This is a genomic window from Hymenobacter qilianensis (assembly GCF_014638675.1).
Classification (GTDB): Bacteria; Bacteroidota; Bacteroidia; order Cytophagales; family Hymenobacteraceae; genus Hymenobacter; species Hymenobacter qilianensis.
In genome coordinates this window covers 563,291-578,896 of sequence record NZ_BMFN01000001.1, presented here as the reverse complement: position 1 = coordinate 578,896, position 15,606 = coordinate 563,291, and the positions used below count along the sequence as shown (strand labels likewise).

17 protein-coding genes and 1 pseudogene are annotated in these 15,606 nt (G+C 50.2%); all 18 read left to right on the top strand.

The window, feature by feature from the left end:
• Nucleotides 1–2: 2 nt before the first annotated feature.
• The 18 genes and pseudogenes from rpoC to rplN all read left to right on the top strand — a co-directional run bounded on the left by rpoC (nucleotide 3) and on the right by rplN (nucleotide 15,599).
• Nucleotides 3–4,352, top strand: coding sequence for a DNA-directed RNA polymerase subunit beta' (rpoC, locus tag IEW06_RS02430; RefSeq protein WP_187734062.1), 4,350 nt, complete (start codon nucleotides 3–5; stop codon nucleotides 4,350–4,352).
• 107 nt (nucleotides 4,353–4,459) lie between these two features.
• Entirely contained in the window at nucleotides 4,460–4,792 is a 333-nt protein-coding gene (locus tag IEW06_RS02425) for a DUF3467 domain-containing protein (protein WP_188547350.1), read from the top strand.
• Nucleotides 4,793–5,059: 267 nt separating this feature from the next.
• Entirely contained in the window at nucleotides 5,060–5,488 is a 429-nt protein-coding gene (gene rpsL / locus IEW06_RS02420) for a 30S ribosomal protein S12 (RefSeq protein WP_084445982.1), read from the top strand.
• Between the two features lie 86 nt (nucleotides 5,489–5,574).
• On the top strand, nucleotides 5,575–6,042 hold the full coding sequence (gene rpsG, locus IEW06_RS02415) for a 30S ribosomal protein S7 (protein ID WP_100337277.1): 468 nt from the start codon (nucleotides 5,575–5,577) through the stop codon (nucleotides 6,040–6,042).
• Nucleotides 6,043–6,140: 98 nt separating this feature from the next.
• Nucleotides 6,141–8,282, top strand: a complete 2,142-nt coding sequence (gene fusA, locus IEW06_RS02410; protein WP_188547348.1) for an elongation factor G — start codon at nucleotides 6,141–6,143, stop codon at nucleotides 8,280–8,282.
• Nucleotides 8,283–8,303: 21 nt separating this feature from the next.
• The gene (gene rpsJ / locus IEW06_RS02405) at nucleotides 8,304–8,609 is read left to right on the top strand and encodes a 30S ribosomal protein S10 (protein WP_084445992.1); all 306 of its coding nucleotides are present in this window, start codon (nucleotides 8,304–8,306) and stop codon (nucleotides 8,607–8,609) included.
• 113 nt (nucleotides 8,610–8,722) lie between these two features.
• The gene (locus tag IEW06_RS02400; RefSeq protein WP_188547346.1) at nucleotides 8,723–10,000 is read left to right on the top strand and encodes an O-antigen ligase family protein; all 1,278 of its coding nucleotides are present in this window, start codon (nucleotides 8,723–8,725) and stop codon (nucleotides 9,998–10,000) included.
• A gap of 187 nt (nucleotides 10,001–10,187) precedes the next feature.
• Nucleotides 10,188–10,808: a 50S ribosomal protein L3 gene (gene rplC / locus IEW06_RS02395; RefSeq protein WP_133271654.1), complete on the top strand. Its 621-nt coding sequence runs from the start codon at nucleotides 10,188–10,190 to the stop codon at nucleotides 10,806–10,808.
• A gap of 6 nt (nucleotides 10,809–10,814) precedes the next feature.
• Complete coding sequence (gene rplD, locus IEW06_RS02390; RefSeq protein WP_133271655.1) at nucleotides 10,815–11,453, top strand: 50S ribosomal protein L4; 639 nt, start codon at nucleotides 10,815–10,817, stop codon at nucleotides 11,451–11,453.
• Nucleotides 11,453–11,740 (top strand): 50S ribosomal protein L23, encoded by a 288-nt coding sequence (rplW, locus tag IEW06_RS02385; protein WP_187309867.1) that lies wholly within the window; start codon nucleotides 11,453–11,455, stop codon nucleotides 11,738–11,740. The genes rplD and rplW overlap by 1 nt, the downstream gene beginning before the upstream one ends.
• A gap of 34 nt (nucleotides 11,741–11,774) precedes the next feature.
• Nucleotides 11,775–12,602, top strand: a complete 828-nt coding sequence (rplB, locus tag IEW06_RS02380) for a 50S ribosomal protein L2 (protein WP_133271657.1) — start codon at nucleotides 11,775–11,777, stop codon at nucleotides 12,600–12,602.
• 3 nt (nucleotides 12,603–12,605) lie between these two features.
• Entirely contained in the window at nucleotides 12,606–12,884 is a 279-nt protein-coding gene (gene rpsS, locus IEW06_RS02375) for a 30S ribosomal protein S19 (RefSeq protein ID WP_133271658.1), read from the top strand.
• Between the two features lies 1 nt (nucleotide 12,885).
• Nucleotides 12,886–13,236: pseudogene (rplV, locus tag IEW06_RS02370) on the top strand (50S ribosomal protein L22); the annotation flags it as partial.
• A gap of 134 nt (nucleotides 13,237–13,370) precedes the next feature.
• Nucleotides 13,371–14,258, top strand: coding sequence for a 30S ribosomal protein S3 (rpsC, locus tag IEW06_RS02365; RefSeq protein WP_187734065.1), 888 nt, complete (start codon nucleotides 13,371–13,373; stop codon nucleotides 14,256–14,258).
• Nucleotides 14,259–14,296: 38 nt separating this feature from the next.
• On the top strand, nucleotides 14,297–14,719 hold the full coding sequence (rplP, locus tag IEW06_RS02360) for a 50S ribosomal protein L16 (protein WP_084446017.1): 423 nt from the start codon (nucleotides 14,297–14,299) through the stop codon (nucleotides 14,717–14,719).
• A gap of 4 nt (nucleotides 14,720–14,723) precedes the next feature.
• Nucleotides 14,724–14,936, top strand: a complete 213-nt coding sequence (gene rpmC, locus IEW06_RS02355; protein WP_187734066.1) for a 50S ribosomal protein L29 — start codon at nucleotides 14,724–14,726, stop codon at nucleotides 14,934–14,936.
• Between the two features lie 2 nt (nucleotides 14,937–14,938).
• Nucleotides 14,939–15,229 carry a 30S ribosomal protein S17 gene (rpsQ, locus tag IEW06_RS02350; RefSeq protein WP_187734067.1) on the top strand — a complete coding sequence of 97 codons (291 nt, stop codon included), beginning with the start codon at nucleotides 14,939–14,941 and terminating at the stop codon, nucleotides 15,227–15,229.
• Nucleotide 15,230: 1 nt separating this feature from the next.
• Nucleotides 15,231–15,599, top strand: a complete 369-nt coding sequence (gene rplN / locus IEW06_RS02345; protein ID WP_073107059.1) for a 50S ribosomal protein L14 — start codon at nucleotides 15,231–15,233, stop codon at nucleotides 15,597–15,599.
• Nucleotides 15,600–15,606 lie beyond the last annotated feature (7 nt).

The window sequence follows — 15,606 nt, the reverse complement described above, 5'->3', positions numbered from 1 at the left end:
GTATGGCGTTTGCAAAGAATAAAAAACTGGTGCAGGACTTCTCGAAAGTCACTATCTCTCTGGCCTCGCCCGAATCCATTCTGGAGCGGTCGAATGGGGAAGTAGTGAAACCCGAGACGATCAACTACCGGACGTACAAGCCTGAAATGGGCGGCCTATTTTGCGAGCGGATTTTCGGTCCTGTGAAGGACTGGGAATGCCACTGCGGCAAATACAAGCGCATCCGTTACAAGGGCATTATCTGCGACCGTTGCGGCGTGGAGGTGACTGAGAAGAAGGTGCGTCGGGAGCGGATGGGTCACATCGAGCTGGTGGTACCTGTTGCTCATATCTGGTATTTCAAGTCCCTGCCCAATAAAATCGGTTACTTGCTGGGCTTGCCTACCAAGAAGCTTGATCAGATTATCTACTACGAGCGCTATGTGGTAGTTCAGCCTGGTGTATTAGCTGAAGAAGGCGTACAACAGCTTGACTTTCTCACCGAAGATGAGTACTTGGACATCATCGATAAACTTCCCCGGGAGAATCAGATGTTGCCTAATGAGGACCCTAATAAGTTTATTGCCCGTATGGGAGCTGACGCGCTGCAACTTCTGTTGGAGCGTACTAACCTCGACGAGCTTTCCTATAGCCTACGTGACTCTGCCGCCCACGAGACTTCACAACAGCGTAAAGCTGATGCGTTGAAGCGTCTGCGGGTAGTAGAAGCTTTCCGCGACGCAGCTACTCGTATCGAGAACAAGCCTGAGTGGATGGTTATTCGTATGGTGCCAGTGATTCCACCGGAACTGCGTCCGCTTGTTCCATTGGATGGGGGGCGTTTTGCTACCTCTGACTTGAATGATCTGTATCGTCGCGTTATTATCCGTAACAACCGCCTCAAGCGCCTAATTGAAATTAAGGCTCCTGAGGTGATTCTACGGAACGAGAAGCGCATGCTCCAGGAAGCTGTGGACTCGCTCTTCGACAACTCGCGTAAGGTTAATGCGGTGCGCGCCGAAGGTAACCGGGCTCTGAAGTCGCTGTCCGATATGCTGAAAGGCAAGCAGGGCCGCTTCCGTCAGAACTTGCTCGGTAAGCGTGTTGACTACTCTGGCCGTTCGGTTATTGTAGTTGGTCCTGAGTTGAAGCTGCATGAGTGCGGTCTGCCTAAGAACATGGCAGCTGAGCTGTTTAAGCCATTCATTATCCGTAAGCTCATTGAGCGCGGTATAGTGAAGACGGTAAAATCAGCAAAGAAGATCGTTGATCGTAAGGATGCTGTAGTGTGGGATATTCTGGAGAACGTGCTGAAAGGTCATCCAGTCCTGCTCAACCGTGCTCCTACCTTGCACCGCTTAGGCATCCAGGCATTCCAACCTCGTCTGATCGAGGGTAAGGCTATTCAGCTGCACCCACTTGTTTGTACAGCATTCAACGCTGACTTTGACGGTGACCAGATGGCTGTGCACGTTCCGCTCGGACCGGCTGCTATCCTGGAAGCTTCAACGCTGATGCTGGCTTCGCATAACATTCTGAACCCAGCCAACGGCGCACCCATCGCGGTACCGTCGCAGGACATGGTACTCGGTTTGTATTATGTGACTAAAGGCAAGCGCAGCACTGATGAAGAGCAGGTACAAGGCGAAGGCCGTATCTTCTACTCGGACGAAGAAGTTGTAATTGCTATCAACGAAGGTCAACTTTCAAAGCACGCTATTATTAAGGTGCGTACGAAAGTGCGGAACGAGAACGATGAACTTGTCACCAAGATCATCGAGACCGTAGCCGGTCGTGTTCTGTTCAACCAGCTGGTTCCGGAGGAAGTGGGCTTCGTTGACGAACTGCTAACTAAGAAGAAGCTTCAGCAGATCATCTCGCTCGTGTTTAAGCGTACGGGCATGGCCCGCACGGCTCAGTTCCTCGATGACATCAAGACGCTGGGCTTCCAGTCGGCTTACAAAGGTGGTTTGTCGATGGGTCTGGGTGATATTCAGATTCCAAAGGAGAAGGATGCCCTTATCGCTCAGGCTCAGGCCGACGTGGTAGCGGTAACCCAGAACTACCAGATGGGTCTGATTACTGACAACGAGCGTTACAACCAGGTTATCGACATCTGGACGCGTATCAACAACCAGATCACGGAGACACTCATGGGCCGCCTCGAAAAGGAGAACCAGGGCTTCAACTCGATCTACATGATGATGCACTCCGGTGCCCGTGGCTCGCGCGAGCAGATTCGTCAGCTCGGCGGTATGCGTGGTCTGATGGCTAAGCCACAGAAGTCGTTGCAAGGTTCGGTAGGTGAGATTATCGAAAACCCGATTCTGTCTAACTTCAAAGAAGGCCTGGACGTTATCGAGTACTTCATCTCCACCCACGGTGCTCGTAAAGGTCTGGCCGATACGGCATTGAAAACGGCTGATGCTGGCTACCTGACTCGTCGTCTGGTAGACGTATCGCAAGACGTTATTGTAAACGAAGTAGACTGCGGTACTCTCCGTGGCCTTGAGGTTTCGGCATTAAAGGACAACGAGGATATCGTAGAGTCACTCGCTGAGCGTATCCTGGGTCGTGTAGCAGTTCACAACGTTGTGAATCCGCTGAATGACGAGATAATCTTGGCTGCTGGTGAGGAAATCACGGAGGAAATCACTCGTTTGATTGACAATACAGCTATTGAGACGGTGGAAATCCGCTCAGTACTGACTTGTGAATCGAAGCGTGGTATCTGCGCCAAGTGCTATGGTCGTAACCTGTCTTCTGGCCGTATGGTACAGAAAGGTGAGGCTGTTGGTGTAATTGCTGCTCAGTCTATCGGAGAGCCTGGTACTCAGCTTACCCTGCGTACTTTCCACGTGGGTGGTACTGCCTCCAACATTGCTGTTGAGGCTAGCATCCGTGCTAAATTCTCTGGTGCTGTTGAGTTCGAAGACATTCGGACAGTAGCTACTACTACTGACGAAGGTGTGAAGGGCAAGGTAGTAATGGGTCGCTCGGGCGAAGTTCGGATTGTAGATTCTGCCACTGGCAAAGTCTTCATCTCGAACCACGTTCCTTATGGCTCTTTCCTGATTGTTGACGAAGGTCAGCAAGTAGAGAAAGGCGATGAGCTTTGCAACTGGGATCCTTACAACGCTGTCATCCTTTCGGAGTTCGATGGTACTGTTCAGTACGACGCTATCACAGAAGGTATCACCTACCGTGAGGAATCAGATGAGCAGACAGGTCACCGCGAAAAGGTTATCATCGAGTCGAAAGCCAAAGATCAGAACCCATCTATCATCGTTAGAGCTGGTAAGAAAGGCGATACCGAAGGTCAGAAAGGCTATAGCATCCCAGTAGGCTCTCACCTAAACGTGGAGAATGGCGACAAGATCAAGGCTGGTCACATTCTGGCTAAGATTCCTCGTGCCATTGGTAAGACTCGCGACATCACCGGTGGTCTGCCACGTGTGACGGAGCTGTTCGAAGCCCGTAACCCATCGAACCCAGCTGTTGTGTCGGAAATCGACGGTGTGGTAACGTATGGTACAGTGAAGCGTGGCAACCGTGAAATCTTCATTGAGTCGAAAGACGGCGTGAAGAAGAAGTACATGGTGCCCCTGTCCAAGCACATTTTGGTGCAGGACAATGACTTCATCCGTGCTGGTATGCCGCTTTCCGATGGTGCTATCACGCCATCCGACATCCTGAGCATTCAGGGCCCGGGTGCTGTGCAAGAGTACCTCGTGAATGAGATTCAGGAAGTATATCGCTTGCAGGGTGTAAAAATCAACGATAAGCACATTGAGGTGGTAGTTCGCCAGATGATGCAGAAGGTGGTTATCCTCGACGCCGGCGACACGACTTTCCTCGAAAATCAGGTGATCGACAAGATCGTCTTCATGGAGGAGAACGATACCATCATCGACATGAAGGTGGTAACCGACGCGGGTGACTCTACGGAGTTGAAGCCTGGTCAGATTGTGAGTGCCCGCCGCCTCCGCGACGAGAACTCCAGCCTGAAGCGTCGCGACCTGAAACTGGTGGAAGTGCGCGACGCGCAGCCTTCTGTTTCGCGTCCGACCCTGCAAGGTATCACCCAAGCCTCGTTGGGCACGCAGAGCTTCATTTCGGCCGCTTCCTTCCAGGAGACGACTAAGGTGCTTAGCGAAGCTGCTATCCGTGGCAAGGCCGACGAACTGCTTGGCCTGAAGGAGAACGTAATTGTTGGTCACCTCATCCCGGCTGGTACCGGCCTGCGCGAGTATACTCGTCAGGTTGTGGGCTCGAAGGAAGAGATGGAAGCGGCTGCCGCTGCACCCAAGGCTGACACTGAAACGAAGCGCCCCGCTCGCGCAAGCAAGCGTGAGGCTTCCATTCAGGAGTAGTATTTGATACGTGAGTAAAGAGAAAAGCCGACTGGATACTTTCCGGTCGGCTTTTCTCTTTTCACTAATTTTGACATCATTCTATTATTTGCCCCCAACCTTATCCTATGAATCAACCTCCTGACCAAAATGCCCCCCAGGACCCGAACGCAATCAATATTGAACTGTCAGAACAAATTGCGGAAGGTGAGTACGCCAATCTGGCTATGATAGCGCATAGCAGCGGGGAGTTTGTTATTGACTTTATCCGATTGATGCCGGGCTTGCCAAAAGCGAAGGTTAAAGCTCGCATTGTGATAACGCCAGAGCATGCTAAGCGCCTGCTAGCTGCGCTAGCCGATAACGTAGACCGCTTCGAGCAGACATTTGGCCCAATAAAAACGCAGCCTGATATGCCAAACTTCCCCATGAACTTTGGGGGTACGATGGGAGAGGCATAAACATTATAAGTAAGCTGAACCTTATCATGGTCTTCGCAGCTTATTTATAAACAACCCGAAAAAGCCCCCCAGCCGCTGTTTGTGGCTTTTGGAGGCGATTATGAGAGTGTTAGACAAGGTTAAGTGCAGCGAGAGATAAGTCACTTGCAGTAAAGCACTTTCCCTAAAACAAACTATTTCAACCTGTTTGCTATTGTAAAGCAACTTCTATACCTTTGCAAGCCTAATTTTTTGGGAGAGAACCCTCCTTGACAAACCATTCCGTAGATGCCTACCATCAATCAGTTAGTACGAAAGGGAAGAGAAAAGCTGACGACTAAGTCAAAGTCGCCGGCACTCGATTCCTGCCCGCAGCGCCGTGGCGTTTGCACCCGTGTATATACCACTACGCCCAAGAAGCCAAACTCGGCGATGCGTAAAGTCGCTCGTGTGCGTCTCACCAATGGCAAAGAAGTCAACGCCTACATTCCAGGCGAAGGCCACAACCTGCAGGAGCACAGCATCGTGCTGATTCGCGGTGGCCGCGTGAAGGACCTTCCTGGTGTACGTTACCACATCATCCGCGGTGCTCTTGACACGGCTGGAGTAGGTGGTCGTACCCAGCGTCGTTCGAAGTATGGCGCTAAGCGTCCGAAGCCAGGGCAGCCCGCTGCAACCGGCAAAGGCGGCAAGCCAGCACCCGGCAAGAAAAAGTAATTAAATAAGAGATGAGTAGTAAGAAGTGAGAGGTGAGACGAAGTTCTTATCTCACTTCTCACTTCTCGGTACTCACTTCTGATAAAATGAGAAAGTCAAAACCAAAGAAGCGCATTCTCCTACCCGACCCTAAGTACAAGGAGACGCTGGTAACCCGTTTCGTCAACTACATGATGTATGACGGAAAGAAAAACCTAGCCTACACCATTTTCTACGATGCCTGCGAACTAGTGGAGCAGCGCACCAAGGAAAATGGCCTCGAAATGTGGCGCAAGGCTCTGAACAACGTAATGCCGACTGTAGAAGTAAAGAGCCGCCGTGTAGGTGGTGCTACCTTCCAAGTGCCGATCGAAGTTCGTCCTGATCGTCGTATTTCAGTAGGTGCCAAGTGGATGATTCAGTACGCTCGTCGTCGTGGTGAGAAGACCATGAAAGATAAGTTGGCCGGCGAGATTATCGCTGCTGCTAAAGGCGAAGGTGCTTCCGTGAAAAAGAAAGACGATACGCACCGGATGGCGGAAGCCAACAAGGCTTTCTCGCACTTCCGTTTCTAAAGGAGAAAATTAGGGACTTGGGGATTAAGGAGCTTCAAGAGATGTTGTATCATTTCTACGCTCTTTGGTCCCCAAGCTCTTAAGACCCTACAAATAAAATGGCTAAACAAGACCTCAAATACCTCCGCAACATTGGGATTATGGCGCACATCGACGCCGGTAAGACCACGACCTCGGAGCGCATTCTGTATTACACAGGCAAAACCCACAAGATCGGGGAAGTGCACGAAGGTGCCGCCACGATGGACTGGATGGAGCAAGAGCAGGAGCGGGGCATCACGATTACGTCGGCTGCTACTACTACCTTCTGGAACTACCCAACGGACGCCAGTGGTGAACCCACTGACGAAACCAAGCAATACAAGATTAACCTGATTGACACTCCTGGCCACGTAGACTTTACCGTAGAGGTTGAGCGCTCGTTGCGCGTATTGGATGGCGCTGTAGCGTTGTTCTGTGCGGTATCAGGTGTGGAGCCTCAATCTGAGACTGTATGGCGTCAGGCTGATAAGTATAAAGTGCCGCGTATCTGCTTCGTCAATAAGATGGACCGTGCCGGCGCTGACTTTTTCAAAGCTGTAGCTGAGATCAAAGACAAGCTAGGTGCTAACCCAGTGCCGCTGCAAATCCCAATCGGAGCCGAAGACACCTTCAAAGGTGTTGTCGATCTGCTAACCGGTAAGGCAATTGTGTGGGATGATGCTACCCAAGGTAAAGCCTATCACGAGATCCCCGTACCCGAGGATTTGGTGGAGACAGTAGCTGAATGGCGTCAGAAACTGGTAGAAAGCGTTGCTGAGTATGATGACGCTCTGCTAGAGAAGTTTTTCGAAGATCCAGAAAGCATCACTCGTGAGGAAATGATGGTTGTTATCCGCCAGGCGGTTATCGACATGAAGTTCTCGCCTGTAATGTGCGGTTCAGCCTTCAAAAACAAAGGTGTACAGTCGATGCTAGACGGTGTTATGGCTTACTTGCCTTCGCCGCTGGATATGCCCCCTATCATTGGTACCAACCCAGATACCAACGAAGAAGAGGTTCGCCTGCCTACTACCGAAGCACCTTTTGCTGCTCTGGCGTTTAAGATTGCTACTGACCCCTTCGTAGGTCGTTTGTGCTTCTTCCGTTGCTATAGCGGTACGCTGGAAGCTGGTTCGTATGTGTTCAACAACCGTACGGAGAAGAAGGAGCGTATCTCGCGTTTGATGCAGATGCACTCCAACAAGCAGAACCCTATCGACCGTCTGGAGGCTGGTGATATCGGTGCTGGTGTTGGTTTCAAAGATATTAAAACAGGTGATACCCTTACTGATGAGAAGCACCGCTTGGTGCTCGAGTCAATGAGCTTCCCTGAGCCTGTAATCGGCTACGCCATTGAGCCTAAAACTCAGGCTGACGTTGATAAAATGGGTATGGCTATTGCCAAACTTGTAGAAGAGGACCCAACCCTGACCGTAAACACTGACCCAGAGACTGGCCAGACAGTATTGCGCGGTATGGGTGAACTTCACTTGGAAATCATCATTGACCGTATGCGTCGTGAGTTCAAAGTGGAGATCAACCAGGGTGCTCCTCAGGTTGCCTACAAAGAGGTTCTGACCAAGAAAGTAGAGCATCGCGAGACTTATAAGAAGCAGACTGGTGGTCGCGGTAAATTCGGCGACATCGTATTCGAACTTGGTCCGAAAGAGACTGAGCCAGAAAAGGCCGGCTTTGAGTTCGAGAATGCTATCGTAGGAGGTGTAATTCCCCGCGAATTCATTGCTCCGATTCAGAAAGGCTTCGAAGAGGCTATGAAGAATGGTCCTCTGGCCGGCTTCCCCTTGGACTCAATGAAGGTGCGCCTATTCCACGGTTCCTTCCACGACGTTGACTCGGACGCTCTGTCGTTCGAACTTGCTGCCCGTGGTGGTTTCCGTGAAGCTGCCCGTCAGGCTGGCCCCAAATTGCTGGAGCCTATCATGGCTGTCGAGGTAGTTTGCCCAGATGAGTACACCGGTCCCGTAACCGGTGACTTGAACCGTCGTCGTGGCATTATGAAGGGTATGGATACCAAAGCCGGTGCTCAACTCATCAAGGCCGATGTTCCGCTGTCGGAGTTGTTTGGTTACGTAACTGACCTACGCACCATTTCTTCGGGTCGCGCTTCTGCTTCGCTAACCTTCTCTCACTACGAGCAGGTACCATCGAACTTGGCTGAAGGCATTGTTGCCAAAACCAAAGGTCACGCCGTTCGCTAATTCGCTTTCAAGACTTAAGACATGAACCAGAAAATTCGCATTAAACTCAAGTCCTACGATCATAACCTCGTAGACAAGTCGTCCGAGAAGATCGTGAAAGCGGTGAAGGCTACGGGCGCTATCGTTAGCGGTCCAATTCCGTTGCCCACTAAAAAAGAGAAGTTTACGGTTCTTCGCTCGCCCCACGTTAACAAGAAGTCGCGTGAGCAATTTCAGCTTTGCACGTACAAGCGCCTCGTTGACATCTATTCAACTTCATCGAAGACAGTAGATGCCCTGATGAAGCTTGAGCTGCCCAGTGGTGTAGACGTAGAAATCAAAGTCTGAAGACTGGTTTCAACGATTAGTAAAAAGGCCCCCCAGATTGATTCTGGGGGGCTTTTTTGTTGCTTAGTTACAGGATGAGCTATAATTGCGCTCGTTTAACATATTTGTCTACAGTGTCGTTAGCCACCATTCTTACTGCTGATCGGACCGAGCTACTAGCTACAACTAGTGTAGCATTGATACTTATTAGCCTTTTTACAAATGACTTTCTACCCCAGGTTTCAACTGTAGGCATATCATGCTTACTATTAACGGCATTGTTGCACAGCAGTGCGCATTGGCAAATCATACAAAAGAAGCAATGGCGAGTGTATGCTTCACTCACCGGCGTGTTCCTTCTACACTTAGTTGCTGGCCTGAATACAAGTGAGGCAAATAGGGCAGCATTCTGGGCTGATGTGCAACATCAGCTTCCTTTTCTAGTGTTGCCTGTGGCGTTCTGGCTGCTGCCACCGCTATCATCACAGACTTTGCGTAGGTTTTACTTGTTATTCTACTATCTGGTAGTACTATCAGCACTCGGAAGTACAGGTTATTATCTGCTGCATGCAGCTGAGATAAATCAACTGTATTATCAATCCCAGATTATGCCAACGGTTCCCGATTATATTCGGTTTAGCCTGATGGTTACTTTAGCTATAACTATTGGGGGGCTTTTCTTGATAAATAATGTAGTTAACGGACGCCATCGACTAGCAGTATTATTGGCAACTGCCTTCTTGATTCTGTACTTGTACTTGCTATCGGTACGAAGCGGATTGGTCGCTTTTAATGTGCTGGGTATTGTAACACTGCTATTGTGTTTGGTGAAACGATACTATCACCAAGCACTAAGCATAGGAGTGCTTCTGCTAGTGCTCCCATTTCTGAGCTTTTGGTGCTTTCCTACCTTCCACAACAAATACTACAATACCAAAGATGATGTTGGAAGGGTAGAGGAGGTAAGTTCAGCAAATAACTTCTCATTAGTAGGGCGAGTGTATTCTTATAAAGTGGGCTTGCAGATCGCGCAAGCCCATCCTTTTGTAGGAGTAAGCAAAGCGGATATGCAGGATGAGATAGCAACTTATTATAAAGCCGATTTTCCGGATATAGAACCATCAGCCTATCTGTTACCGCACAATCAGTTTCTATACTGCTTGGTGGCTTTTGGCGAGTTCGGTTTACTAATTTTCATCGGGTGCTTTTACTACCCATTATTTTGGTCGCGGACCAAAACGGCACCTTTACTAATCGCTCAATACATAATTATCTCCTTATCCTTTTTAGTAGAATATACCCTTGATCAAAAAAATCAAACAGGCTTATTATTCACTTTGCTATTCCTGTTATTACCACTAAATGGCCTGATGTCTCCGGCCCGTTCAGAAGTAGGCTGGAGACCTAGCTAGCCTAGGAACCATCATACGGAAATGATTGATAAAGAGCCCCTAGCTAATGGCTCCGAAACAGGACGGCTCTAAAATTATTTTAAACCGTAGTTTGAATAAAGCATTAAAATTGTCTAGCTTTGCACTCCCATTACGAAAACGTCATAAGGGCGTTTTCTCTGTGTATTCTTAATTAAATCAAAAACGAATGCCTGGCATCATCGGTAAAAAAATCGGTATGACAAGCCTCTTCACTCCGGACGGGAAAAACATTCCCTGCACGCTCATCGAAGCGGGTCCGTGCGTAGTGACGCAGGTTAAGACTATCGAAAAGGACGGCTACACAGCCGTTCAACTCGGTTACGGCGAGAAAAAAGCCAAGAACACCACCAAAGCATTGGCTGGTCACTTTGCCAAAGCTGGTACTACTCCTAAGAAAAAACTTGTTGAGTTCCGCCTCGACGCAGAGTCTACGTACGCTGCTGGAGCTGAAATCAAAGCTGACCTTTTTGAGGAAGGCGAGTTTGTCGACGTAGTAGGAACCTCAAAAGGTAAGGGCTTCCAAGGTGTTGTGAAGCGTTACAACTTTGCCGGTGTGGGTGGTCAAACCCACGGTCAGCATAACCGTCTTCGTCACCCTGGTTCTATCGGTGCCTGCTCGTGGCCTTCACGTGTATTCAAAGGAATGCGCATGGGTGGTCGTATGGGTGGTGACCGTGTGAAGATCCAGAACTTGAAGGTAATGCGCATCGTAGCCGACAAAAACCTGATTCTGGTTAGCGGCTCGGTTCCCGGCGCCAAGAATTCTTACGTGGTCCTGGAAAAATAACGCGAGATGGAACTGTCAGTATATAACATCAAAGGCGAAGACACAGGCCGCAAGGTTACGTTGTCTGACGCTATCTTCGGTTTAGAGCCGAATGAGCACGTGATGTACCTCGACGTGAAGCAGTACTTGGCTAATCAGCGCCAGGGAACGCACAAGTCGAAGCAGCGTCACGAAGTGCAGGGCACAACCAAGAAGCTCAAGAAGCAAAAAGGTACGGGCGGTGCTCGTGCTGGTAGCATGAAGTCACCTGTATTCATTGGTGGTGGTCGCGTATTTGGCCCCCAGCCCCGTGACTACGGCTTCAAGCTGAACAAAAAGACGAAGCGTGTTGCTCGTTTGTCGGCTCTGAGCACGTTGGCTCAGGAAGGCAAAGTAGCTTTGGTAGAAACTATCACGTTAGATGCCCCCCGTACGAAAGATTTTCTTTCGATTCTGACTGGTCTGAAGCTGAACAACGGCAAGAAAACCTTGCTCGTAACCGGTGAAGCCAACAAGAATGTGTTGCTGTCGGCGCGCAACATTCAGAAAGTGACCGTGGCTACTCCAGTCGCTCTGAACACGCACGACCTGCTTAACACGGACACCTTGTTGCTGTCTGAGGACGGGCTGAAGTCGTTGGAACAACTTTATACCCCTGCTGAGTAATGAGCACGTTGAAGAAACCTATCGTGACCGAAAAGGCCACGGCTCTGAACGAAAAAGGTCAGTACGCTTTCGAAGTAGAGCGCACAGCTAATAAGGTTCAGATCAAAAAAGAAATCGAACAGCTGTATGGTGTAACGGTAACGGGCATTAGCACGATCCGCACCAATGGCAAAATGAAGTCTAAATTCCAGAAAGGTGGTGCCGTATCAGGCCGCCGTCCCCACGGAAAGAAGGCTATCGTGACTGTGAAAGAAGGCGATATCATCGACTTCTATAGCGGCATATAAGCAGAGCTTACTCGCAAGCGCATTTTAAGATAAAATGGCACTCAAAAAACTAAGACCAACATCACCGGGTCAACGATTTCGCATCGCCCCGGCCTTCGACGAGATAACCACGTCGACGCCGGAGAAATCGTTGTTGGCACCCATGGAAAAATCCGGTGGCCGAAACAATTCGGGTAAAATGTCTAACCGCTATATCGGTGGTGGACACAAGCAGAAGTATCGTATAATCGATTTCAAGCGTGATAAAGCTGGTGTTCCAGCAACGGTGAAGACGATTGAGTACGATCCGAACCGCACGGCGCGTATTGCTCTGCTCAACTACGCCGATGGCGAGAAGCGTTATATCATCGCTCCTGCTGGCTTAGAGGTAGGAACCACTGTGGTTGCCGGCCCTGGAGTCGCGCCTGAAGTGGGTAATGCTTTAACCTTGCGTGAAATGCCCCTCGGTACTATAGTTCACAACATTGAACTTATGCCTGGTGGTGGCGCTGCTATAGCTCGTTCAGCTGGAACTTATGCTCAGCTAGTCGCCCGTGAAGATAAGTACGCTACTTTGAAATTGCCCTCCGGTGAGATGCGCATGGTACTCGTTACCTGCATGGCTACGGTTGGTACTGTTTCGAATGGCGACCATATGAATGTGCGTCTCGGCAAAGCCGGTCGCAATCGTTGGATGGGCCGTCGTCCACGTGTTCGTGGTGTTGCAATGAACCCAGTCGATCACCCAATGGGTGGTGGCGAAGGTAAATCGTCGGGTGGACACCCACGTAGCCGTAATGGTATTATTGCTAAGGGTCAAAAGACTCGCAACAAGAATAAGTACTCCGAGCAACTCATCGTAAACCGTAAAGGCAAAAAGTAAGCAATGGCACGTTCGCTAAAAAAAGGGCCGTACATTGACTTCCGGCTCGAGAAGAAAGTAACGGCAATGGAAGATTCTGGTAAAAAATCAGTGGTGAAGACCTGGTCGCGCCGCTCGATGATTTCTCCAGACTTCGTAGGCCACACCTTCGCTGTACATAATGGGAACAAGTTTATTCCAGTGTACGTGACTGAAAACATGGTTGGTCACAAGCTCGGTGAGTTCGCACCCACGCGCAACTTCCGCGGCCACGTAGCCAAAAAAGATAAAGGCAAGCGCTAAGATGGAAGCAACAGCTAAACTCCGCAATGTGCCTACCTCGCCTCGCAAGATGCGTTTGGTAGCCGATATGGTCCGCGGTCAGAAAGTGACCCGTGCCTTGGGCTTGCTAAAGTTTGAAGCCAATTCAGGGGCTGAGCGTATAGAGAAGTTGCTTCTCTCCGCTTTGTCGAATTGGCAGCAAAAGAATGAAGACGAGCGCATCGAAGACGCTAATCTATATATCAAAGAGATATTTGTTGATGAAGGTCGCCAGTTGAAGCGTCTACGTCCTGCTCCTCAAGGTCGCGGTCATCGCATCCGCAAGCGCAGCAATCACGTGACGTTGGTCATTGATTCTAAGGTTGAGCCGTTAGGCAGCAAAGCTGCTGTTAAGCAAGCCTCCGAACAAAAGCCGGCTGAAGCGAAAGCTGGTGCTAACCGCACCCGTCGTAGCTCGACTAAGAAAACCACTACTGAAAACACGGCAGAAGCCACTGCATAAGCACTATGGGACAGAAAGTAAATCCGGTTGGCTTCCGCTTAGGTGTCATTAAAGGATGGGACTCGAACTGGTACGGCGGTAAAGACTTCGCCGACAAGCTGGTAGAGGACGAGAAAATCCGCAAATATATCCTCGCTCGTATTCCGAAAGGCGGTATTTCCCGCATCGTGATTGAGCGTACCCTGAAGCGTATCACTATTACGATTAACACGGCTCGTCCAGGTGTGGTAATCGGTAAGGGCGGTCAGGAAGTTGATAAGATCAAAGACGAGCTAAAGCAGATCACCAGCAAAGACGTTCAGATCAACATCTTCGAAATTAAGCGCCCGGAACTTGATGCTAAGCTGGTAGGAGAGAGCATTGCTCAGCAGCTACAGGCTCGTATCTCTTTCCGCCGTGCAATGAAGCAGGCTATTCAGGCTGCAATGCGTGTTGGTGCTGAAGGCATCAAAGTGCAGTGCGGTGGTCGTCTTGGCGGCGCTGAAATTGCTCGCTCGGAGCAGTACAAAGAAGGTCGCACTCCACTGCACACCCTACGCGCTGACATTGACTATGCTTTGTCAGAAGCTCAGACTGTGTATGGTAAGATCGGTATCAAAGTATGGATCATGCGTGGTGAGGTATTTGGCAAGCCCGACTTGTCGCCTAACCAGCAACCTGCTAACCAAGGTACTGATAGCCGTGGCGGTAACGACCGCGGCCCACGTGGTGAGCGTGGTGACCGTGGTGGTGATCGTGGCCCACGACGCGACCGCAACGATCGTGGCGGTGAAGGCCGTGGCGACCGTGGCGGCGACAACCGTGGTGGTCAAAGTGGTGGCCCACGTCGCAACAGCGGTGCTGGTGGGGCTGGGGGGCAAAACCGCGGTGGCGGTGGCGCTCCTCGTCGCTAACCCTTTCTCATTTTTCGAATTTATAATTTTCGATAATCATGTTACAACCGAAAAGGACCAAGTATCGCAAGATGCAAAAGGGTCGCGTGACAGGCTTAGCCTACCGCGGCAGCTCCATTGACTTCGGTTCATTTGCTATCAAGTCGCTGGAAACTGCGTGGATAACGGCTCGCCAAATCGAGGCTGCTCGTATCGCTATGACCCGTGCCATGAAGCGTGAAGGTCAAGTTTGGATCCGCATTTTCCCTGACAAGCCTATTACCAAGAAGCCTGCTGAAGTACGGATGGGTAAAGGTAAAGGCTCACCTGAGTATTGGGTGGCCATTGTACACCCCGGCACTATCATGTTCGAATCGGATGGTGTTCCGCTCGAAGTAGCCCAGGAGTCACTGCGTCTAGCGGCGCAAAAGTTGCCCGTGAAGACCAAGTTTGTTGTTCGTCGCGACTACGTAGAAAACTAGTAAGATGAAAAACGCTGATATCCGTGCTCTCTCAGTAGAAGAGCTGAAGAACCAGATCAAAACCGAACAGACTAGTGGTCAGTCGCTGCGTTTCGCGCACGCTATCTCTCCCCTAGAGAACCCGATTCGCCTGAAGCATAGCCGCAAGAACGTAGCTCGTCTGAAGACTGAGTTGACCCGTCGCGAGAACGAGCAGGCAAACCAAACTGCTAACTAACGATGGCAAGCAACACAGATCAGCAGACTCCCGCTACCCTTGAGCGGAACCTGCGCAAAGAAATCATTGGGCGTGTCTCTAGCTCCAAGATGGATAAGTCCATCACGGTAGTAGTGGAGGAAAAGCAAAAGCACCCCATCTATGGCAAATTTGTGAGCAAGACTACCAAGTTCATGGCTCATGATGAAAACAACGAATGTGGCGAAGGCGATACCGTGCGGATTATGTCCACTCGGCCGCTGAGCAAGAACAAGCGTTGGAGATTAGTAGAAATCGTAGAGCGCGCCAAGTAAGATGATACAACAAGAATCCCGTCTGACCGTCGCTGATAATAGCGGCGCAAAAGAAGTGCTCTGCATCCGTGTCCTCGGCGGCACGGGTAAGAAATATGCTAGCGTAGGCGATAAGATCGTTGTTTCGATCAAGTCGGCTATTCCTTCTGGTAACGCTAAGAAAGGCACTGTATCAAAGGCAGTAGTTGTTCGCACGAAGAAAGAAGTACGTCGCAAAGACGGTTCTTACATTCGTTTCGACGACAACGCTGCAGTACTACTCAACAACAACGATGAGCCCCGCGGTACCCGTATCTTCGGACCTGTAGCTCGCGAGTTGCGTGAGCGCCAGTTTATGAAGATTGTATCACTGGCCCCTGAGGTTCTATAAGCATAGT